This is a genomic window from Leucobacter allii (genome assembly GCF_022919155.1).
GTDB lineage: Bacteria > Actinomycetota > Actinomycetes > Actinomycetales > Microbacteriaceae > Leucobacter > Leucobacter allii.
The window spans coordinates 3,466,591-3,484,525 of sequence record NZ_CP095045.1 but is presented as its reverse complement, the minus strand read 5'-3'; the positions used below and the strand labels follow the sequence as shown (position 1 = coordinate 3,484,525).

Annotated in this window: 24 protein-coding genes; 14 read left to right on the top strand and 10 right to left on the bottom strand. The window is 72.5% G+C overall.

The window, feature by feature from the left end:
- Positions 1–157: 157 nt before the first annotated feature.
- The gene (locus MUN78_RS16215) at positions 158–736 is read right to left on the bottom strand and encodes a helix-turn-helix domain-containing protein (protein WP_244692270.1); all 579 of its coding nucleotides are present in this window, start codon (positions 734–736) and stop codon (positions 158–160) included.
- A 158-nt stretch (positions 737–894) separates the two neighbouring features.
- Between MUN78_RS16215 and MUN78_RS16210 the strand changes: the two genes are divergently transcribed.
- Entirely contained in the window at positions 895–2,226 is a 1,332-nt protein-coding gene (locus MUN78_RS16210) for an NAD(P)/FAD-dependent oxidoreductase (RefSeq protein ID WP_244727792.1), read from the top strand.
- On the opposite strand, the gene MUN78_RS16205 is transcribed toward MUN78_RS16210, so the two are convergent.
- Both MUN78_RS16205 and MUN78_RS16200 read right to left on the bottom strand, forming a co-directional pair.
- The gene (locus tag MUN78_RS16205) at positions 2,223–2,975 is read right to left on the bottom strand and encodes an alpha/beta fold hydrolase (protein WP_244727790.1); all 753 of its coding nucleotides are present in this window, start codon (positions 2,973–2,975) and stop codon (positions 2,223–2,225) included. The two genes, MUN78_RS16210 and MUN78_RS16205, sit on opposite strands and share 4 nt — an antisense overlap.
- 40 nt (positions 2,976–3,015) lie before the next feature.
- Complete coding sequence (locus MUN78_RS16200) at positions 3,016–3,579, bottom strand: TetR family transcriptional regulator (RefSeq protein ID WP_244727788.1); 564 nt, start codon at positions 3,577–3,579, stop codon at positions 3,016–3,018.
- Between the two features lie 70 nt (positions 3,580–3,649).
- On the opposite strand from MUN78_RS16200, the gene MUN78_RS16195 reads away from it, so the two are divergent.
- Genes MUN78_RS16195 through MUN78_RS16180 form a run of 4 tightly spaced genes read left to right on the top strand, consistent with a single transcriptional unit; the run spans position 3,650 to position 6,197 of the window.
- Complete coding sequence (locus MUN78_RS16195) at positions 3,650–4,273, top strand: biotin transporter BioY (RefSeq protein WP_244727787.1); 624 nt, start codon at positions 3,650–3,652, stop codon at positions 4,271–4,273.
- Positions 4,274–4,281: 8 nt separating this feature from the next.
- On the top strand, positions 4,282–5,028 hold the full coding sequence (locus MUN78_RS16190) for an energy-coupling factor ABC transporter ATP-binding protein (protein WP_244727785.1): 747 nt from the start codon (positions 4,282–4,284) through the stop codon (positions 5,026–5,028).
- A complete protein-coding gene (locus tag MUN78_RS16185; RefSeq protein ID WP_244727783.1) occupies positions 5,025–5,729 on the top strand; it encodes an energy-coupling factor transporter transmembrane component T family protein in 705 nt (234 codons plus the stop codon). Before MUN78_RS16190 ends, MUN78_RS16185 begins: the two co-directional genes overlap by 4 nt.
- A gap of 9 nt (positions 5,730–5,738) precedes the next feature.
- Positions 5,739–6,197 (top strand): SseB family protein, encoded by a 459-nt coding sequence (locus tag MUN78_RS16180; RefSeq protein ID WP_244727782.1) that lies wholly within the window; start codon positions 5,739–5,741, stop codon positions 6,195–6,197.
- A gap of 49 nt (positions 6,198–6,246) precedes the next feature.
- Here the strand turns inward: MUN78_RS16180 and MUN78_RS16175 are convergent, their stop codons facing one another.
- Positions 6,247–6,828 carry an HdeD family acid-resistance protein gene (locus MUN78_RS16175; protein WP_244727780.1) on the bottom strand — a complete coding sequence of 194 codons (582 nt, stop codon included), beginning with the start codon at positions 6,826–6,828 and terminating at the stop codon, positions 6,247–6,249.
- A 49-nt stretch (positions 6,829–6,877) separates the two neighbouring features.
- On the opposite strand from MUN78_RS16175, the gene MUN78_RS16170 reads away from it, so the two are divergent.
- From MUN78_RS16170 to MUN78_RS16160, 3 genes are read left to right on the top strand one after another with little or no spacing between them, the layout of a single operon-like run.
- Entirely contained in the window at positions 6,878–7,792 is a 915-nt protein-coding gene (locus tag MUN78_RS16170; protein ID WP_244727778.1) for a pentapeptide repeat-containing protein, read from the top strand.
- Positions 7,789–8,094: a cupin domain-containing protein gene (locus MUN78_RS16165; RefSeq protein ID WP_244727776.1), complete on the top strand. Its 306-nt coding sequence runs from the start codon at positions 7,789–7,791 to the stop codon at positions 8,092–8,094. The genes MUN78_RS16170 and MUN78_RS16165 overlap by 4 nt, the downstream gene beginning before the upstream one ends.
- Positions 8,091–8,573, top strand: a complete 483-nt coding sequence (locus MUN78_RS16160) for a GNAT family N-acetyltransferase (protein ID WP_244727774.1) — start codon at positions 8,091–8,093, stop codon at positions 8,571–8,573. The genes MUN78_RS16165 and MUN78_RS16160 overlap by 4 nt, the downstream gene beginning before the upstream one ends.
- Before the next feature lie 15 nt (positions 8,574–8,588).
- Here the strand turns inward: MUN78_RS16160 and MUN78_RS16155 are convergent, their stop codons facing one another.
- Positions 8,589–8,993, bottom strand: a complete 405-nt coding sequence (locus tag MUN78_RS16155) for an acyl-CoA thioesterase (RefSeq protein WP_244727772.1) — start codon at positions 8,991–8,993, stop codon at positions 8,589–8,591.
- A 50-nt stretch (positions 8,994–9,043) separates the two neighbouring features.
- Complete coding sequence (locus MUN78_RS16150) at positions 9,044–9,760, bottom strand: GntR family transcriptional regulator (RefSeq protein ID WP_244727770.1); 717 nt, start codon at positions 9,758–9,760, stop codon at positions 9,044–9,046.
- A gap of 207 nt (positions 9,761–9,967) precedes the next feature.
- Here MUN78_RS16150 and MUN78_RS16145 point away from each other — a divergent pair, with 207 nt between their 5' ends.
- Genes MUN78_RS16145 through MUN78_RS16125 form a run of 5 tightly spaced genes read left to right on the top strand, consistent with a single transcriptional unit; the run spans position 9,968 to position 13,859 of the window.
- Positions 9,968–11,248 (top strand): APC family permease, encoded by a 1,281-nt coding sequence (locus MUN78_RS16145; protein ID WP_244727769.1) that lies wholly within the window; start codon positions 9,968–9,970, stop codon positions 11,246–11,248.
- A 33-nt stretch (positions 11,249–11,281) separates the two neighbouring features.
- Complete coding sequence (locus MUN78_RS16140) at positions 11,282–12,133, top strand: amidohydrolase family protein (RefSeq protein ID WP_244727767.1); 852 nt, start codon at positions 11,282–11,284, stop codon at positions 12,131–12,133.
- Positions 12,088–12,333 carry an amidohydrolase family protein gene (locus MUN78_RS16135; protein ID WP_244727765.1) on the top strand — a complete coding sequence of 82 codons (246 nt, stop codon included), beginning with the start codon at positions 12,088–12,090 and terminating at the stop codon, positions 12,331–12,333. The genes MUN78_RS16140 and MUN78_RS16135 overlap by 46 nt, the downstream gene beginning before the upstream one ends.
- Positions 12,330–13,637, top strand: coding sequence for an MFS transporter (locus tag MUN78_RS16130; protein ID WP_244727763.1), 1,308 nt, complete (start codon positions 12,330–12,332; stop codon positions 13,635–13,637). The genes MUN78_RS16135 and MUN78_RS16130 overlap by 4 nt, the downstream gene beginning before the upstream one ends.
- 9 nt (positions 13,638–13,646) lie before the next feature.
- Positions 13,647–13,859, top strand: a complete 213-nt coding sequence (locus MUN78_RS16125; RefSeq protein ID WP_244692255.1) for an SCO4848 family membrane protein — start codon at positions 13,647–13,649, stop codon at positions 13,857–13,859.
- 24 nt (positions 13,860–13,883) lie between these two features.
- On the opposite strand, the gene MUN78_RS16120 is transcribed toward MUN78_RS16125, so the two are convergent.
- Positions 13,884–14,198, bottom strand: a complete 315-nt coding sequence (locus tag MUN78_RS16120; RefSeq protein WP_244727761.1) for a hypothetical protein — start codon at positions 14,196–14,198, stop codon at positions 13,884–13,886.
- A gap of 163 nt (positions 14,199–14,361) precedes the next feature.
- Here MUN78_RS16120 and tagD point away from each other — a divergent pair, with 163 nt between their 5' ends.
- Entirely contained in the window at positions 14,362–14,760 is a 399-nt protein-coding gene (gene tagD, locus MUN78_RS16115; RefSeq protein WP_244692253.1) for a glycerol-3-phosphate cytidylyltransferase, read from the top strand.
- A gap of 55 nt (positions 14,761–14,815) precedes the next feature.
- Here tagD and MUN78_RS16110 read toward each other — a convergent pair whose 3' ends face one another.
- From MUN78_RS16110 to MUN78_RS16100, 3 genes are read right to left on the bottom strand one after another with little or no spacing between them, the layout of a single operon-like run.
- The gene (locus MUN78_RS16110) at positions 14,816–15,595 is read right to left on the bottom strand and encodes an amino acid ABC transporter ATP-binding protein (RefSeq protein ID WP_283248404.1); all 780 of its coding nucleotides are present in this window, start codon (positions 15,593–15,595) and stop codon (positions 14,816–14,818) included.
- A complete protein-coding gene (locus tag MUN78_RS16105; RefSeq protein ID WP_244692252.1) occupies positions 15,592–16,626 on the bottom strand; it encodes an amino acid ABC transporter permease in 1,035 nt (344 codons plus the stop codon). The genes MUN78_RS16110 and MUN78_RS16105 overlap by 4 nt, the downstream gene beginning before the upstream one ends.
- A gap of 12 nt (positions 16,627–16,638) precedes the next feature.
- Entirely contained in the window at positions 16,639–17,529 is an 891-nt protein-coding gene (locus tag MUN78_RS16100) for an ABC transporter substrate-binding protein (RefSeq protein WP_244692251.1), read from the bottom strand.
- Positions 17,530–17,935: the final 406 nt, after the last annotated feature.

Below are 17,935 nucleotides of genomic sequence, written 5' to 3'. Positions count from 1 at the left end.
CCCTCCGCATTCAACACCGATTCGCACCAGACATGTCCTTCCTCTCTGAAGCAGTGAGCACCCTCCGACGGGAAGGCGCTCACCACTGTAGCGAGGAATTTATTTGAAGTAAAGTTTCCTGAATTTACAACTCAGGGATCTGGAGTCGGAGTGCGGTTCAGTAGCTCGGAGGGGACATCACCCAGAGCAGCACCGCAGGCTCCCCCTGGATTTCGCGCACGAGGTGGGGCGACGAACTGCGGTAGGCGATGCTGTCGAGGGCGCCGAGCAGGTTCGTCTCCTCACCGATTCGCACCTCCACGCGACCGCTGATCACGACGAGCAGCTCCTCGGAGTCGCCATGCGCATAGGGCTCGTCGCCGGTCGTGCCGTAGGGCTCGAACTCGCCGATGAACGACTCGAGGAGCTCGTTCTTCGTCGGCGTGATCCGCACTTTGCGGCCGCGCTGGCCGAACTCCCGGAACTGTGCGTTGCGGTGGCGGTGCACCGTCAGCGTGTCCTGGTCGGAGAACAGGTCCCCCACAGCCATCTCCAGGGCCGTGCAGATCTTCTGGAGCGTCGCGATGCTCGCCGTGTTGCGATTGCGCTCGATCTGGCTCAGAAAGCCCTCGGTGATGCCCGATCGCGCCGCGACCTCGGACAGCGTCAACCGCAGGTTCTTCCGACGCTGCCGGAGCCGCTCTCCCAGGGAGTCGAGCTCCGAGCCGTTCGACGTCGCACCATGAGCACTCTTCACGTCACCATCCTAACTTCGAGCTTTGAGCACGTGGACAAATATACTGAGATCTGGGTAAAGTTTTGTGAACTGAACGCACACGACCGGGAGGCACCGTGATCAACGGCCGAACGTCCATGTGGATCGATGCGCTCGCGCACCGACCCCGATTCCCCTCCGTGGACGGACCCCTCGCCGCGGACTACGCGGTCGTCGGCGGCGGCCTGTCGGGGCTCTGGACGGCCTACTTCCTCAAGACCATGCACCCCGATGCCGACGTCGTCGTCCTCGAGGCGGAACGCGTGTCGGCGGGCGCCTCCGGCCGCGCCTGCGGCTGGCTCTCCGGCAAGCCGATCGGCGTCCGCGACCAGCTGGCGAAGACCCACGGGCGGGCCGCGGTGATCCGCACGGAGGAGATCGTCCGCGACTCCCTCGATACCATCACGGGGATCTTCGCCGCAGCCGGCAAGGACATCGGCGCGCACAAGGGCGGTACGCTGCTGGTCGCGCGCTCGGCGAGCGAGACCGCGCGCGTGCGCGACGCCGTCGCCGCCGCGCACCGCTGGGGCGTCCCCGAGGACCGCATGCGGATGCTCGGCGCCGCCGAGACCCGCGCGCGCGTCGCCGTCTCGCGGGCCGAATCGGGGGCCTTCTCCCCGGACATGGTCCGTGTCGATCCGGCCCGGATGACGGTCGCGCTCGCCGAGATCGTCCGCGATCTCGGCGTCCCCATCTACGAGCGCAGCCGGGTGGCCTTCCCCCGAGGCTCGGCGCCGACCGCGAACGGCCACCCCGTCGTCGCCGAGCGGTTCGCGATCGCCACGGAGGGCTACACCTCGACGCTTCCCGGCCGCGGGCGCCTGATGCTCCCGATGAACAGCTCGCTCATCGCCACCCGGCCGTTGACCGACGCCGAGTGGGACGCGGTCGGCTGGTCGGAAGCGGAGGGCGTTTCCGGCGCGGCGCACACCTACTTCTACTCGGCGCGCACACCCGACGGCCGGATCGCGCTCGGCGGCAGGGGCAAACCCTATCGCTACGGCTCCGGATTCGACCGCGACGGCGTCGTCGACCGCGCCACGGTGTCGAGCCTCACCCGGATGCTGCGCGACCTGTTCCCCCAGATCGCCGCGGAGGTGGACTACGCGTGGTGCGGGGTCATCGGCGTCTCGCGCGACTGGAGCCCCTTCGTGCATCGATTCGGCCCCAGCGGCTCCGTCATCATGGGCGGCTACGCAGGGCAGGGGCTCACCGCGGCGCACCTCGCCGGCCGCATCGCCGCGTCGCTGCTCACGGAGACCGATGACGAGTACGTGCAGCTGCCGTGGGTGCGTGCGCTGCCGAGGAACTGGGAGCCGGAGCCGCTGCGTTGGATCGGGGCGAACGGACTCTATCGGGTGTACTCGGTCGCCGACGTCCTGGAGCACCGCGGCACGAGCGGCAGGACGGCGCTGATCGCAAAGGCCGCCGACCGGATCGCGGGCCGCTCCACCCGCCCCGCGCGCTCCTAGGCTCGCCGCGGCCGCTCCGCGAAGTCGAGGATCATCGAGGCGACCGGCTCCGCGCTCTTGATGATCGCCTCGTGGCCGCGTCCCGGGATCTCCGCCATCTCGCCGCGCGGCAGGAGCCTGGCGACCTCGGCGACCCAGTCGCGGGGGCAGACGCGGTCGGTCTCCCCCCGCAGCACGAGCGCCGGCGCCTCGATCTCCGGGCAGACGCGCTCGAGGCGATGATCCAGCATGTAGCGGAGCTTCCGCAGGAACCACGCCGGGCTCGTCTTCGCGTACTCCCAGAGGCCGAGCAGCAGCACCTTCGGCCCCTCGCCGGTGAGATCCTGCAGCATCCGGAGCGCCTGGAGTATCGCACGGCGCTCGTGACGGTTCACCGTCGGCGCGATGAGCACCAGGCGCTCCACGAGCTCCGGTCGGCGTCGCGCGACCTCGGCGACGATCTGCGTGCCCATCGAGTGCCCCACGAGCACCACAGGCCCCGATGCGGTCTCGGCGATGAACCCGGCGACGACCTCGGCGGTCAGCTCGATCGAGTGCGCCGATCCTGGTTCCGGGGAGTCCCCGAAGCCGGGGAGATCCAGCGCGAGCACCCTCCCCCGCTCGGCGAGCACGTCTCCCACTCCGGCGAAGACGACCCGGCCCATGCCGATCCCGTGCACCAGCACGAACGCACGGCCCGCGGGCCCCGGCGACTCGGTGTAGGCCATCTCGACCTCACCGCGCCGGTAGCTGAGATCCCGAGATTCCATGAGCAGCATCGTAGCGATGCCCGGCCGTCCGCTCCCGCGCTCAGGCGCCCGAGCCGCCCGCGCGGAGCCCGGCGAGGATGATGTCGAGCCCGCGCCCGAAGGAGGCCTCCAGCTCCGACCCCGGCGCCGGGTCCGCCGTCGCCGCGCCGACGAGCGCGCCGAACGCGGCCGCCTGGCGGTGGGTCTGCGTCGACTGGGCGTGGCCGAAGGTGTAGAGCAGCAGGGTCCGGGCGCCGTCCGCGCCCACGAGCGCCGCGAGCGCCTGCTCGACCGCGGACGCGCCGAGGCGGAAGGCGGCCGCGGTCGCCACGACGTCCGCCCCGTCGCGGATGCCGAGCATCGCCGCGCGGAGCGCGAGGCAGATGTCGCGCGCGCGGCCGCCGCCTCCGCGCTCCGCACCCGGGGCGGGGCCGGGGAGCACCCCGGCGACGATCTCGTCGGCCATGAGCGCGAGCAGGCTCTGCTTGTCGGGCACGTGGTGGTAGAGCGCGCTCGGCTGCACCTGGAGCTCCGCGGCCACCCGGCGCATCGAGCAGTTCTCGAGCCCCTGCGCGTCGAGCACCCGCAGCGCCGCGGCGACCACGTCGGCGAGTGTGTTGCGCATCCCCCCAGCCTAGCGCTAACCTGAACACCGTTCACCAGAACACCGTTCAGGTACCGACCCAGGAGGCCCCGTGTCCAGCACCGATGCGAGCACCGCCGCAGCCCCGGACGCGCCGCAGGCGCACGCCCCCCGACGCCGCAGCGTCGCGACGGACCTCGCCCTCGTGGCCACCTTCGCCGCACTCATCGCGGTCTGCTCGATCATCCCCGGCATCAGCCTCGGGCCCGCCGCCGTCACCCTGCAGACGCTCGCGATCCTGCTCACCGGCGCGGTCCTCGGCGCCACCCGCGGGCTCCTCGCCGTGCTGCTCTACATCGCGGTCGGCGCCGCCGGGCTGCCGATCTTCAGCGGCGGCGCCGCCGGGCTCGCCCCCTTCGCCGGCCCCACGGTGGGCTATCTCGTGAGCTTCCCGTTCGCGGCCTGGCTCATGGGCGTCATCGTCGAGCGCCTGCCGCGCGGCAAGGCGGCCACGAGCATCCCGCTCGTCTTCCTCGCCGGCCTCGCCGCGAACCTCGTCTTCGTCCACCTGCTCGGCCCGCTCGGGCTCGCCTGGCGCGCCGACATGACGCTCGGCGCGGCCTTCCTCTTCGACCTCGCGTTCTGGCCGGGCGATCTCGTGAAGACCCTCATCGTCGCCGTCGTCGCGACCGCGGTGCACCGCGCCTTCCCCGGGCTGCTCCCGCGCCGCGACTGAGGCGTCCGATGATGAACGCAGCCCGGAGCACGATCCGCTTCGACGGCGCGAGCGTCAGCGCCCCCGCCGCAGCGGGGGACGTGCGGATCCTGGCTCCCACGACGCTGACGCTCTCGGAGCGCCGCATCTCGGTCATCGGGGGGAACGGCTCGGGCAAGTCGACCCTCGCGCGCCTCGTGAACGGACTCCTCGAACCGAGCAGCGGGAGCGTCGGGATCGAGCTGGCGGCGGGCGCGCCCGGGTCGTCCGAGCCCGAGGTCCTCGACACGAGACGGGACGGCGCCGCCGTGCGGCGGCGTGTCGGCTTCGTCTTCACCGATCCCGCCGCGCAGCTCATCATGCCGACGGTGCTCGAGGACGTCGCGCTGTCGCTCCGCCGCAGGCATCGGGACGCCGTGACGCGCACGGCCGCGGCGCGCGCGACGCTCGAGCGCTTCGGCCTCGCGGCGCTCGCCGAGCGGAGCGTGCACGCGCTCTCGGGCGGGCAGAAGCAGATGCTGGCGATCGCCTCGGTGCTGGCGACGGAGCCCGCGGTCCTCGTCGCCGACGAGCCCACTACGCTCCTCGACCTCCGCAACGCCCGCATGATCGGCGAGCTGCTCATGTCGCTCCCCCAGCAGCTCCTCGTCGTGACCCACGACCTGGAGCTCGCCGCGCGCGCGGACCGCACGCTCGTCATCGCCGACGGCGGCGTCGTCTTCGACGGCCCGCCGGCCGAGGCGATCGCCCGCTACCGGGACGCGGCGGCCCGATGAGCGCCCCCTCCCCGCTCGGCGCGTACCTGCCGGGGGACGGGCCGCTGCATCGGATGCGCCCGGGGGCGAAACTGCTCGGGCTCTTCCTGTTCGCGATCGGCGTGGTCGCGAGCGGGGGTCCGTGGCTCACGAGCGCATGGCTCGGGATCGGGCTGGTGCTGGCCGCCCTCGCGGGCCTGCGCGGCCGCCGGCTCTGGCGCGCGGTGCGGGGCTTCGCCTTCGTGGCGGTCCCGCTCCTGCTCTTCACCGCGGTCAGCCGCGCCCTCGCCCTGGACGGCGGCTGGGGGCCGGGCGGCCCGATCCTCCCCGGAGCCGCGGCCTGGACGGCCGGCGCCGTGCGCGGCTACGAGGTCGTCGGAGACCTCCTCGCCGTCGTCCTCGCGGCGAGCGCGGTGACGGCGAGCACCGCCGTCACCGACGTGCTCGAGACCGTCACCGGGCTGCTCGGGCCGCTGCGTCGCTTCGGCGTGCGGCCCGAGCGCGTCGCCCTCGCCTGCTCGCTGCTCATCCGGGCGATCCCGAGCATCCTGGAGATCGCCGCGGAGACGCGCGCCGCGGCCCGAGCCCGCGGGCTCGAGCGGGATCCGCGCGCCCTGGTCGTGCCCCTCGTGCTGCGCACGGTCGCCCACGCCCAGCTCACGGGCGAGGCGCTCGCGGCCCGCGGCATCGGCGAGGAGGAGGACGACGGCATCGCCCCGTAGGCTGGGAGCATGGCCGACATCGAGATCCCCGAGGACGTCCACGCCGACTACGCGAACGCGGCCGCGCAGGACGCGCTCGCCGCGTTCCAGACGACCCCGGACTACCCGCACCTCGCGGCGTTCCTGACCGCGCTGCGCGAGGGCTACCTGGTCGTCGACGTCACCGGTGCGACCTCGAAGAAGAAGGGCGCCAGGGTCCGCACGATCCGTTCGACTCGCGGGCAGCTCGTGCTCCCCATCTTCACCTCGATGGCGGAGCTGCGCGAGATCGCACCGCCGGATCGACGCGAGCTCATCACGGGCGCCGTCATGCCCGCGAGACAGGCCCTCGCGCTCATCGCCACCGACCGCTTCGTCGCCGCGGAGTTCGACAAGGCCTCGGCCTCCCTGGTGCTGCTGCGCAAGTACGTCGCACTCGCCGCCGGCGAGGAGGCGATCACCGCGGAGTCGCTGGAGGCCATGCGCTGAGGCGCCGGTCGCCCGACGCCCCGCGCCTTCGCGTTTCCGGACCGCCCGGCTACGCCGCGGCCGGCGTCCGGAGGGCGCGCACCACCTGAACGGCGCCGAGCACGACCATCGAGACGCCGAGCAGCAGCCACAGCGTGACCGCGCCGAGCAGCGGCGACAGGAGGAGCGCAAGACCCGCGAGCAGGCTGATGATCCCGGAGATGACGGTCCACGCCTTGTTCCGGCTCGTCTTCACGAGGCTGAAGGCGACGACCGCCTCGAAGATCCACAGCGCACCGACGGTGAACGACAGGAACAGCGTCAGAACGGCCGCCGTCGCCCCGAGGTTCACGAGCATCACGACGCCGCCCACGAGGTAGAGCACGCCGAGCAGGATGTGCCCGGTACGCGCCCAGCCGCCCAGCGTCTTGCTGAAGATCGAGGTGCCGATGTACACGGCGCCGACGACGAGGGCGTAGGCCGACATCACCGCCGCGACGAGCTGCATCGCGACGGCCCCGGACTTCACCGGGAAGAACATGATGAGCAGGCCCAGCACGACGGCGATGAGACCGCCGACGCCGAGGGCGATGCGCAGCCCGTCGCCCGCGCGCCCCGGAGCGGTGGACGATGCGGTATCGGTGTCGGTCATGTGGTCTCCCCCCGTCGATGGGCGCCGAACGCGCCCGCATACCCCCATCATGGCCCATTCCGGGCGGTTTCGCGGGAATCTCACGGGAGCGGATCTCTCGGGCCTCGCCATCGGGCAGACCCGCTTCGCGGACACGGTCGTCGCGGACACCCGGTTCGCCGGCGCCGAGCTCGGGCAGGCCGTCTTCGCCGGGATGGACCTTTCGGGAATGGACTTCTCGCACGCGAGTGTGACGCAGGCGGATCTGAGCGGAGCCGACCTCCGGGGTGCCGACCTCACCGACGCCGACCTCACGGGAGCCCGTCTGATCCAGGCGGATCTCACGGACGCCGACCTGACGGGCGCATCGATCGCCGGGGCGGACTGGACCCAGGCCGGCACGCGGGGCGCGGTCGGGGCGGCGCTCTCGGGGCAGTTCCCCCTCGACGCGATGGTGCTCGCGTGCGTCCTCGTGATCGCGCTGTTCGTGCTGCGCCGCCCGCTTCGGACGGGATCGGGCCGGCTCCCGGCGATCGCGGTGCTCGCCGTGCTCGCGGCGGCGCTCGCCGCGCAGCTCCTGCTCGCCGCGCCGTTCGCGCACGAACTCGATCCGCGCATGCTCGGCAAGCTCGCCGGACCACTGCTGGTCGTCGGGTGCTTCGTGGGCGCCATCGTCTCGATGGTGCACGAGGACGCCGCGCCCGGCTGGCGGTCCGCGGCGGGCCTCGCCGTCCTCCTGGCCGGAGTATCCCTGCTCCTCGCCGCGGGTCTCGCGGCGATCCAGTTCCCGTTGTTCGGCGGGGAGCCGTTCCAGCAGAGCTGCCGCGGCGCCGGCTGCCTGGGCGGCGCCTCCCGCGGCGCCGTCGGAGCGCTGCTCGGCGGCGCGACGGCGGCGCTCGGCCTGCTGCTGCTCGGCAGCGGGCGGCGCAACGGCCGCGTCCGGCATAAGCTGGAGAGGTCGGCATCGATCGAGGAGGACGGGTGAGCACGCAGGAGCAGCGCACGGGGTCGCACGGGGAAGTCCAGCTGGAGAACGCGTTCTTCCGGGTCACGAAGTGGACGATCGAACCGGGCGGCGCGATCCCGATGCACCGCCACGATGTCGAGTACGTCGTCGTTCCCATGGTCACGGGCACGATGCACGTGACGAACGCGGACGGCAGCGAGATCGTCGCATCTCTCGTCGCGGGCGAGAGCTACACGCGCTCCGGCGGCTCCGAGCACCGCGTGGAGAACCGCGGGAGCGATGCGGACATCGTCTTCGTCGAGATCGAGCGCCTCGCATGACGGACGCGACGGCACCCGCCGTGTCGGTGCGCCCGATCGCCCCGGAGGACCGCGCGGCCTGGGAGCGGCTCTACCGCGGGTACCGCGCGTTCTACGCGGCCGCCGATGACCCCGACGCGATCGAGACGGTGTGGAGCTGGCTCCACGACGACGCGCACGAGGTCCGCGGCCTGCTGGCGGAGCACGCGGGCGAGCCGGTCGGGATCGCCCACTTCCGCAGCTACGCGCGGCCGCTCACCGCCTCGCGCGGGCTCTTCCTCGACGACCTCTTCACGGCCTCGGAGGCGCGCGGGAGCGGCGCGGGGACGGCGCTCCTCGATCGCCTCGCGGAGATCGCCCGCGACGAGGGCGCCACGGTGGTCCGCTGGATCACCGACGAGGGGAACGGGACGGCGCGACGCCTGTACGACCGTCTCGCCCAGCAGACGCGCTGGGTGACCTACGACCTGCCGCCGGCCGCGGACCCCGCCGCGGGCTGAGGCCGGCACCCGGCGTCAGCCCGCGGTGCGCAGCCGCTCCGTGCCGCTCGTCGCCTCGGTGCGGCCGTGCGCGACGGGCACGCCCGCGGCGTCGACCGCGACGAACACGATCCGGTCGAGCGTGAGGACCTCATGGCCGGTGACGGCGTTCTCGACCCGGCAGCTCAGCGTGATCGAGGTGCGCCCGAACGCCACGATGCGGTACTCCAGCTCGAGCAGATCGCCGCGATCCGCCCGTGCGGAGAAGCCGATCTCCGACATGTGCCTGGTCACCACGTCGATCGTGCCGAGCTGGGTGACGGCGACGATCGCCGCCTCCTCGTCCACCCACTGCAGCAGTCGACCGCCGAACAGCGCGCCGTGCTGGTTGAGATCCTCGGGCTTGACCCACTTGCGGACCAGGTACCGGTAGTCGCTCATGCGCTCAGCCTAGCGGCGGCGCGGGATCGCGGCGCCGGGACCCCGAGCGCTCACCCTGGCTCCGCCGCGCCGGCGGCCGCGGCGATGAGCGGGACCGTGTCGGCCCGGCTGTGCTCGACGTGCGCGAGCGCGAGCGCCGCGGCGCGCTCGGTCTGCCCGCGCACGATCGCGTCGCACAGCTCGCGATGCTCGCGGTGCACGTCGCGGTCGTCGCGCCCGTCGGCGATGTGGAAGAGGCGCTTCACCCGTCCGCGGACCGGCAGCATGAGATCCTGCAGCAGCCGATTCCCCGCGAGTTCGACGACGGCGTCGTGGAAGTCCGAGGTGGCGTCGGCGATCGCGCCGCCGCCACCGGCCTCGACGGCCCGCTCCGCGGTCTCGAGCGCCGCGACGAGCCGCTCCGCCTCCGCTCCCGCCGCGCACCGCGCGGCGGCGAGCCGCGCCGCGAGCACCTCGAGCGACGCGCGGACGTCGAAGAGCTCGACCACGTCGGCGAGGGCGAGCGGCGCCACGACCGCGCCGCGACGCGGCAGGGTGCGGATGTATCCCTCCGCCTCGAGTCGCGGGAAGGCCTCGCGGATCGGGATCCGGGAGACCCCGAGCTCCTCGGCGACCTCCCGCTCGCGCACGCGGCTCCCGGTCGCCAGGCTCCCCTCGATGATCCGGTCGCGCACCCAGGCGTAGACCCGCTCGCCCTGCGGCACCCCGGGCACCCCGTGATCCTCGAACCCCGCCGTCGCCATCCGCACCTCGCTCCTCGCGCTCACGCACCACGCGTGCGCCGGCGTCCCTGCGCCTGCCGACAGTGTAGGGCAGCGCACCCGAATCGCACTTTGGTATTCCATTTGTTGTACACGGCCAGAGATAGTCGTCATTTTCCGGCGATGATTTCTGTTTCTGGGCTCTTTGGCATACCATACGAGAGCATCGGGCGACATTCGCCCCCGGTCACCCCAGAGCAAAGGAGTCTGCGCATGACCGCCACCGCCACCCCGACCCCGAGCGATACGGCAGCGAGGCCGCGCACGCTCAAGCGCGAGCTCGGCCTGCCGGCGCTCATCGCCTACGGGCTCACCTCGATGGGCGTGCTCTCCGTCGTCTCCGTGTACGGCCCCGCGACCGCGCTGAGCGACGGCCATCTCCCCGCCGCCTACGTCGCCGCGATCGTCATCATGCTCTTCACCGCGCACAGCTACGGGCGCATGGCCGCGCACGTGCCGATCACGGGCGGCGCCTACGCCTTTGCGACCCGCGGCTTCGGCCGCACCACCGGCTTCCTCACCGGATGGGTCATGCTGCTCGACTACCTGTTCCTCCCGATGGTCAACTTCCTGCTCTTCGGGCTGTACGTCAACAGCCTGTTCACCGCCGTGCCGTCCTGGGTCGGCACGCTCGTGTGCGTCGTCGTGGTCGGCGTGCTCAGCATCATCGGCGTGAGCTGGATCAAGCGGATGAACACCGTCGTGATCCTCGCCTCGGTGCTCGTCATCCTCGCGTTCCTCGTGCTCGCCGTGCTGAATGCGCCGGACACGAGCCTCTCGGCGGTGACGGCCCCGCTGTCGATCGGCGACGGCGGGATCGCCCCGATCCTCGCGGCGGCCGCGATCGTCGCCTTCGCGTTCCTCGGCTTCGACGGCGTCGCGACCCTCGCCGAGGAGACGCGCGATCCGCGCCGGCGCGTTCCGAAGGGCATCGTGCTCGCCACGCTCTTCGCGGGTCTCGGCTATCTCGCCTTCTCGATCGCGGGCAGCCTCATCGCCCCCGACTGGACCCGACTGGACAATCTCGACGCCGCGGGCACCGAGCTCATGCAGCGCGCGGGCGGCGACGTCCTCATGGTCGTCTTCGTCGTCGTGAACGTCGTCGGCATCGTGCTCTGCGGCACGGCCGCGCAGATGAGCGTCAGCCGCGTCCTGTTCATCACGCTCGACCAGGCCGTCTACATGATCAATTTCGGCGCCCTCGCCGCCTTCGCCATGGTGAACCTCGCGACCGTCAAGGTGCTGTTCTTCGACATGCGCCTGCGCCGCGGCTGGGGTGTCCTGCGCCACCTGGTCATGCCGGTCATCGGCTTCGTGTCGATCGCCTGGCTGTGGACCTCGCTCGCCCCGTTCACCTACGCGCTCGGCGGCGCGTGGCTCGCCGTCGGCGTCCTCGTGCTCCTCGCCCGACGCCGCCGCGGGGGCGCCCCGCTCGCGCTGCAGCTCGACGACGTCGAGACCGAGGCGATGCCGACCGTGCCCTACCGCGACTGAGCGGCGCATCCCGCACTCGAAAGGACCCTCCGCATGCCAGACACCCCGAGCGCGCCGCTGCGCACCCCCGGCCTCGTCGACGCCCACATCCACCCGGACAAGACCTCGTGGGGCGGGCCCTGGCTGTCGCGGCGCGCGGCGGCGACGCTCCCCGAGCTCATCGCGAACGACCGCGCGACCCAGGCCGGGTACACCGCGGGCGTCGAGGAGCGGGCCCACGCGCTCCTCGCCCATGCCCTCGCGCAGGGCACGCTCGCCATGCGGGCGCACGTCGACGTCTCGGCGGAGCTCGGCACGGCGAACGTCGAGGGCGTGCGCGCCGCGGCGGATCGCCTCCCGGGGCTCACGGTGCAGATCGTGGCGTTCCCGCAGTTCGGACTGCTCACGAACCCCGGAACGCTCGAGGCCATGGGCGCGGCACTCGCATCGGGCGCCGACCTCGTCGGCGGGATCGATCCCATCGGCCTCGAGGGGACCTGCACGGCCACCTCGACGCGATCTACGGGCTCGCGGACCGCGCGGGGCGCGATCTCGACATCCACCTCCACGACGGCGGCGAGGAGGGCCTCGCCGAGATCCGCGAGATCGCGCGGCGCACCATCGCCGGCGGGCGCCAGGGCCGCGTCACGATCGGCCACGCCTTCGCGCTCTGCGACCCCTCGCTCCCGAGCCTCGGGGAGACCCTCGACCGCGTCGCCGAGGCCGGCATCTGGATCGCGAGCTGCGCGCTCGGCGCCGACCCCGTCCCCGATCTGGACCGCTTCGAGCGGCACGGCGTGCGCGTGGTCGCCGGCTCCGACGGGGTTCGGGACGCCTGGAGTCCGTTCGGCACGGGCAGCATGGTCGATCGGGCCCATCTCCTCGCCTACCGCACGGGAGCGCTGACCGATGCCGAGCTCGAACGCGCCTTCCGCATCGCGGGCCCCGCAGGCGGCGCGCTGCTCGACCTCCCCGAGATCGCGCGGTGGCGGCCGGAGAGCGCCACCCGGCTCGAGTTCGACGCCCTGAGCGTGGCGCAGCTCGTCACCGACCGCCCTGCGCCCCTCCGGGTGCTGCGCGACGGCCGGGAGCTCGCCGCCCGATGAGCGCGCCCCTCCGCCGCCAGGGGGTCGCCGCCGGCATCCTCACGGTCGCCGTGGGGCTGAGCGTGCGCTTCCCGATCACGAGCGTGTCCCCGCTCCTCGGCGACATCGGGGCCGCCTACGCGCTCTCGCACACCGCGATCTCCGTGCTGAGCGCGATCCCCGTGCTCCTCTTCGGTCTCGCTTCGCCGCTCGCGCCCTGGCTCGTCGGGCGCTTCGGGCTCCCCCGCGCGCTCGCGCTCCTCCTCGCCGCGCTCGCGCTCGCGACGCTGCTGCGGCCGCTCGCGCCCGGGGCGCTCTTCGCGGGGACGCTGCTCGTCGGCGCGGCGATCGCGCTGCTCGGGATCCTCGCGCCGCAGATCATCCGGCTCGCGCTCGCGCACCGCGGCGGGTTCTGGACCGGGGTGTACACGACGTCCTTCGGCGTCAGCGCCGCCGCAGGCGCCGCGCTCTCGGTCCCGCTGCTCACCGTCTTCGGCGGACGCGTCGCGCCGAGCCTCGCCGTCTGGGCGGTGCCGCTGCTCGCGGTGCTCGCGCTCGCACTCGCCTTCGGCGGACGCCTCGACGACGGGCGCGCCGACGACTCGGGCGACACGCCCATCGAGGAGGATCGCGTCGACGACGAGCCCACCGATGACGAGCCCACCGCTGAGGAGCGCGCCGGCGAGGGGAACGACGACGGCCACGCGGCCTCGCCGGCTCGGCCGGCGACGCTGGCTCGCCCCCGCGGTTCCATTCTGCGCGCCCGCGGCCTCTGGTCGGTCACCGGCTTCTTCGGCTGCCAGGCGCTGCTCTACTTCTCGCTCACCGCGTGGCTGCCGACGATCGCCGAGAGCCGCGGCGCCGACCCGGCCCACGCGGGCCTGCTGCTCGCCTGGATGAGCGTCGCCGGGCTGCCGGCTTCGCTCCTCGCGCCGAGCCTCGCCTCCCGCGAGCGCCGGCGCGCGGGCCTGCTCATCGCCTCCGCCTCCCTCGCGGTGACCGGGCTGCTCGGGCTCGCCCTCGCGCCCGTCGCCCTCATGCCCCTGGCCGTCGCGATCCTCGGCCTGGGCCTGAGCTCGGCCTTCGGGCTGGCGATCGCCCTCATCGTCTTCACCGCGCCGAGCGCGGCCCGGACCGCGGCGTTCTCCGCGGTGAGCCAGGGGGTCGGCTACGGCGCGGCGGCGGCGGGCCCCCTCGTGCCCGGGCTCCTCGTCGGCGCGGGCGTCGACTGGCCGATCGTGCTGCTCCTGCTCGCCGGCGTCGCCGTCGTCGAGCTCGCGTTCGGACTGTCGGCGGTCCGGGCGCGCGCCGAGCGCGCCTCCTAGACTGGGGGCATGGTCGTCTTCGCGGGAATCCTGCTGCTCGTCAACGCCCTCTACAACCTCGTCGTCTGGCCGCGCTTCTGGACCCGTGTCAGCCGGGACGAACGGGCGCGCGACGCCGAGGGTCGCGCAACGGCATTCCTGCGGGTGCACGCGATCCTCATCGGGATCGCGCTGCTGCTCGCCGTCGTGTCCGGCGTCGCCGGCGTCATCGTGCTCCTGTGATGCCGCGCAGCGGCCCGCTCGCGACTACTCGGCCCGCTCCTCGTCGGGTCGACCCGAGCTGAGGCTCGTCGCGGGCCCGAGGTGCGAGGCGCCGCCCTCCCCGACCCAGCCGCGCCCCGGCGTCCGCGCGGGGTCGGAGTCGTGATCCGGCTCGGCCTCGACCTCGGTCTCCCTCTCGGCCTCCCCCGCGGCCTCGTCGCGGCCGGGATGCCCCGACTCGAGATGCGTGGCGGGCCCGAGGTGCGAGGCGCCGCCCTCATCGGTCCACTCGTGGCCCTCCTCGAGGTTGTGCGCGGGGTCGGACTCGTGGTCGGGGACATGGGTTCCGTCGCTGCGCATCGTTTCCTCCCGGGTGCTCAGGGACCGCGCCGACCGCGCCGTCCCGCTGCCCCCAGGGTACGCGCCGGGGCGCCGCGAGGGAAGGCGCGCGGGCCGCGCGGTCACCGGGGCGGCGGGCACGGGCCCGGGCCGGTGCGAAGGGCCCTCGCATACACTGGGGAGCATGAAGCGGATCCTCACCTACGGCACCTTCGACCTCCTGCACTGGGGCCACATCCGCCTGCTCCGCCGCGCCCGCGCGCTCGGCGACTACCTCGTGGTCGCCGCGTCGACCGAGGAGTTCAACGCGGGCAAGGGCAAGCGCACCTACCACGACTTCGAGACCCGCAAGAACATGCTCGAGGCGGTGCGCTACGTCGACCTGGTCATCCCCGAGGAGGCCTGGGACCAGAAGGTCCGCGACGTGCAGAAGTACGAGATCGACGCGGTCGTCATGGGCGGCGACTGGGAGGGCGACCCGCGCTTCGAGATCCTCAGGGAGCACTGCGAGGTCATCTACCTCGACCGCACCGAGGGCGTCTCCACGACCAAGATCAAGCACGACCTCGGCGAGGGCGCGTAGCGCCGCGCCGCGCGCGTCGGAGGCGGGGCCGCGCGAGCGGCCCCGCCTCCGACGGTCACAGCACCTTCGACAGGAAGGCCTTCGTGCGTTCGCGCTGCGGGTTCGTGAGCACCTGCACCGGATCGCCCGACTCGACGACGACGCCGCCGTCCATGAACACCAGCTCGTCCGCGACCTCGCGGGCGAAGCCCATCTCGTGCGTCACGACGATCATGGTCATGCCGGTCTCCGCGAGCCCCTTCATCACGTCGAGGACCTCGCCGACGAGCTCGGGATCGAGCGCCGAGGTCGGCTCGTCGAAGAGCATGAGCTTCGGGTCCATCGCGAGGGCGCGCGCGATCGCGACGCGCTGCTGCTGCCCGCCGGAGAGGTGCGCCGGGTAGTAGTCGTGCCGCTCGGCGAGACCGACCCGCGCGAGCAGCTCCATCGCGCGGGCCTTCAGCTTGGCCTTGTCGCCCTTCTTCAGCAGTGTGGGTGCGACCATCACGTTCTCGAGCGCGGTCATGTGCGGGAAGAGGTTGAAGCGCTGGAACACCATGCCGATGTCCCGCCGCTGGGCCGCCGACTCGCGCGGGTGCATCTCGTAGAGCTTGTCGCCCTTCTGCTTATAGCCGACCAGCTCGCCGTCGACCGAGAGCCTGCCGGCGTTCACGGTCTCGAGGTGATTGATGCAGCGCAGGAAGGTCGACTTGCCCGAGCCCGAGGGGCCGACGAGGCAGAGCACCTCGCCGCGCTGCACCTCGAGCGAGATGGACTTCAGCACGAGATTGGAGCCGTAGGCCTTCGATACGCCCTCGGCCTTCACCATCGGCGTGTCGCTCGCGTGGATGCTCATGCGCCACCCCCTCCGGGTCGCTCGTGCGGGGGGACGATGCTCTCGCCGCCGCGGCTGGGATACGTCGGGTGCTGCGCCGCCTCCTCCGCCGTCACGACGCCGATGGCCTCGGTCGCGACGGTCGGCTTCATCACATCGGGCCGGCGGGCGACGCCCTTGGCGAAGTGCTTCTCGAGGAAGTACTGGCCCACCATGAGGATCGACGTCACCAGGAGGTACCAGATGGACGCGACGATGAGCATGGGCACCGGCTGGTAGGTCACGGCCGAGATGTCGCGCGCCCGGCCGTAGAGGTCGAGCGTGAAGGGCACGGCCGTGACGAGCGAGGTCGTCTTCAGCATCGAGATGACCTCGTTGCCCGTCGGCGGGATGATCACGCGCATCGCCTGCGGCAGGATCACCCGGGTCATGGTGTGCCACCAGCCGAGGCCGAGCGCGGTCGCGGCCTCGTCCTGCCCCTTGTCCACGGAGAGCAGCCCGGCGCGCACGATCTCCGCCATGTAGGCGGCCTCGTTGAGCGCGAGGCCGATCACCGCGAGGGTGAAGTAGCTCAGCAGGTCGCGGGTGTTCAGCGAGACGACGGCTTCGGTGAAGGGGATGCCGAGCTCGATCGACTTGTAGATCGTCGGGATCAGTCCCCAGAAGGTCAGCTGCACGTACACGGGCGTGCCGCGGAACAGCCAGAGGTAGAGCCACGCGACGGCCTTCACGACCGGGTTCGGCGACTGGCGCATCACGGCCACGGCGACGCCGAGGACGATGGCGATCACCATCGAGTAGACCGTGAGCTGCAGCGCGTAGCCGGCTCCGGAGAGGATCCGCACGTCGAAGAGGTACTTGCCGACCTCGGCCCAGTTGTAGACCGGACGGTTGACGGCGGTGTCGTAGATGAACAGCGCGGCGATGATCGCCAGCACGACCGCGAAGACGGTGCGCCAGGGATGCCGCAGCCGGATCGCCTCGATCTGCTCGGGCGGCGGCTCGCGGTGCGGGGCCTCGGGCCCCGCACCGGCGGAGTGGGGTGCGCTCATGGTCGGCCGGGCTTATTCCGTGCCCGCGTTGATGGTCGCCTCGGTGACGGCGCCCGACTCGATGCCGGCCCCCTCGAGGATCTCGAGGTAGGTGCCGTCGTCGATGAGCGACTGCAGCGCGGCCTGCACGGCGAGGGTCACGTCGCTGTCCTTCTGCGTGGCGAAGCCGTAGGGCGCGGCGTCGAAGACGTCGCCCACGACCTCGAGCTTGCCGTCGAGCTTCGCGACCGCGTCGCCCGTCACCGGGAGGTCGGCGGAGAACGCGTCGGCCCGGCCGTCGACGACGGCCTGGGTCACCTCGGGCTGGCCGTCGAAGCGCAGCACCTCGATCGGGTCCTTCCCCGCCTCCTCGCAGGCCGCGGACTTCGCCGGCAGCTCCTCGGTGTCCTGCACCGTCGTCGCCTGCACGGCCACGGTCAGCCCGCAGGCGTCGGCGGGGTCGATGTCCGCGCCGGGGGCGGCCGCCCACTGCGTGCCGGCGTTGAGGAAGTTCACGAAGTCGACCGACTTCTGGCGCTCGACCGTGTCCGTGAAGGAGGAGGAGCCCATGTTCAGCGCGCCCTCCTGGATGCGCGGGATGATCGCGTCGAAGCCGAGGATCTCCCATTCGGGTTCGAGGCCCAGCTTCGCGCTCACCGCCTCGGCGAGGTCGACGCCCCAGCCGACCGGCTTGCCGTCGGCGTCCTTGTACTCGTTGGGCGGGTACTCGGCGTCGGTGCCGATGGTGAGCACCCCGGCGTCCGCGATCTCGGCCGGCAGCAGATCGACGGCGGCCTGATCCGCCTCGATGGCCGCAGCGGTCTCCTCGCCGCCGCCCTCCGCGGCGCCGTCGTCGTTGACGCAGCCGGTGAGCGTGAGCACGGCAGCTGCGGCGAGCGCGGGAAGCGCATAACGAATCTTCATTGATCCCTCCAAGTGGACGATCGGGGAGTGCCGGGACGCCCGGCACGCGATGTGGCTCCGAGTGTACTGCGCCGCCATCACCGGCGGGTTACAGGGTCTCTACCCCGGTCCATACGCGGACTGTCACCTGGAGCGGGACGCGCCCGGATCCCGATCCCGATCCCGGCCCCGATCCCGGGCCCACCTCCGAGACACCGACGGAATTCACGCGAACGGGGGCTCTCCCCGCCGATCGTCCCGGTTCGCGTGAATTCCGGGCCCGCGCGGGCGCGGAAGGCCCCGGACGGGCACGGGCGCCCGCACCGCGGTCGGGAATTCCGCGCCGCGCAAGGGGGTGCATCGATACCGAATCGTTGCCTAGCATGGGGGTACTCCCGCGGGATCGCCCCAGGGAGCACGACTGACC

Coding starts and splice junctions, on each gene's coding strand:
- MUN78_RS16130 (WP_244727763.1), top strand. CDS start 12,330: ATGAGCGCGCCCCTCCGCCGCCAGGGGGTCGCCGCCGGCATCCTCACG.
- MUN78_RS16155 (WP_244727772.1), bottom strand. CDS start 8,993: ATGAGCGACTACCGGTACCTGGTCCGCAAGTGGGTCAAGCCCGAGGAT.
- MUN78_RS16180 (WP_244727782.1), top strand. CDS start 5,739: ATGGCCGACATCGAGATCCCCGAGGACGTCCACGCCGACTACGCGAAC.
- MUN78_RS16175 (WP_244727780.1), bottom strand. CDS start 6,828: ATGACCGACACCGATACCGCATCGTCCACCGCTCCGGGGCGCGCGGGC.
- tagD (WP_244692253.1), top strand. CDS start 14,362: ATGAAGCGGATCCTCACCTACGGCACCTTCGACCTCCTGCACTGGGGC.
- MUN78_RS16110 (WP_283248404.1), bottom strand. CDS start 15,595: ATGAGCATCCACGCGAGCGACACGCCGATGGTGAAGGCCGAGGGCGTA.
- MUN78_RS16120 (WP_244727761.1), bottom strand. CDS start 14,198: ATGCGCAGCGACGGAACCCATGTCCCCGACCACGAGTCCGACCCCGCG.
- MUN78_RS16125 (WP_244692255.1), top strand. CDS start 13,647: ATGGTCGTCTTCGCGGGAATCCTGCTGCTCGTCAACGCCCTCTACAAC.
- MUN78_RS16145 (WP_244727769.1), top strand. CDS start 9,968: ATGACCGCCACCGCCACCCCGACCCCGAGCGATACGGCAGCGAGGCCG.
- MUN78_RS16105 (WP_244692252.1), bottom strand. CDS start 16,626: ATGAGCGCACCCCACTCCGCCGGTGCGGGGCCCGAGGCCCCGCACCGC.
- MUN78_RS16190 (WP_244727785.1), top strand. CDS start 4,282: ATGATGAACGCAGCCCGGAGCACGATCCGCTTCGACGGCGCGAGCGTC.
- MUN78_RS16135 (WP_244727765.1), top strand. CDS start 12,088: ATGGTCGATCGGGCCCATCTCCTCGCCTACCGCACGGGAGCGCTGACC.
- MUN78_RS16100 (WP_244692251.1), bottom strand. CDS start 17,529: ATGAAGATTCGTTATGCGCTTCCCGCGCTCGCCGCAGCTGCCGTGCTC.
- MUN78_RS16200 (WP_244727788.1), bottom strand. CDS start 3,579: ATGCGCAACACACTCGCCGACGTGGTCGCCGCGGCGCTGCGGGTGCTC.
- MUN78_RS16170 (WP_244727778.1), top strand. CDS start 6,878: ATGGCCCATTCCGGGCGGTTTCGCGGGAATCTCACGGGAGCGGATCTC.
- MUN78_RS16205 (WP_244727790.1), bottom strand. CDS start 2,975: ATGGAATCTCGGGATCTCAGCTACCGGCGCGGTGAGGTCGAGATGGCC.
- MUN78_RS16140 (WP_244727767.1), top strand. CDS start 11,282: ATGCCAGACACCCCGAGCGCGCCGCTGCGCACCCCCGGCCTCGTCGAC.
- MUN78_RS16185 (WP_244727783.1), top strand. CDS start 5,025: ATGAGCGCCCCCTCCCCGCTCGGCGCGTACCTGCCGGGGGACGGGCCG.
- MUN78_RS16160 (WP_244727774.1), top strand. CDS start 8,091: ATGACGGACGCGACGGCACCCGCCGTGTCGGTGCGCCCGATCGCCCCG.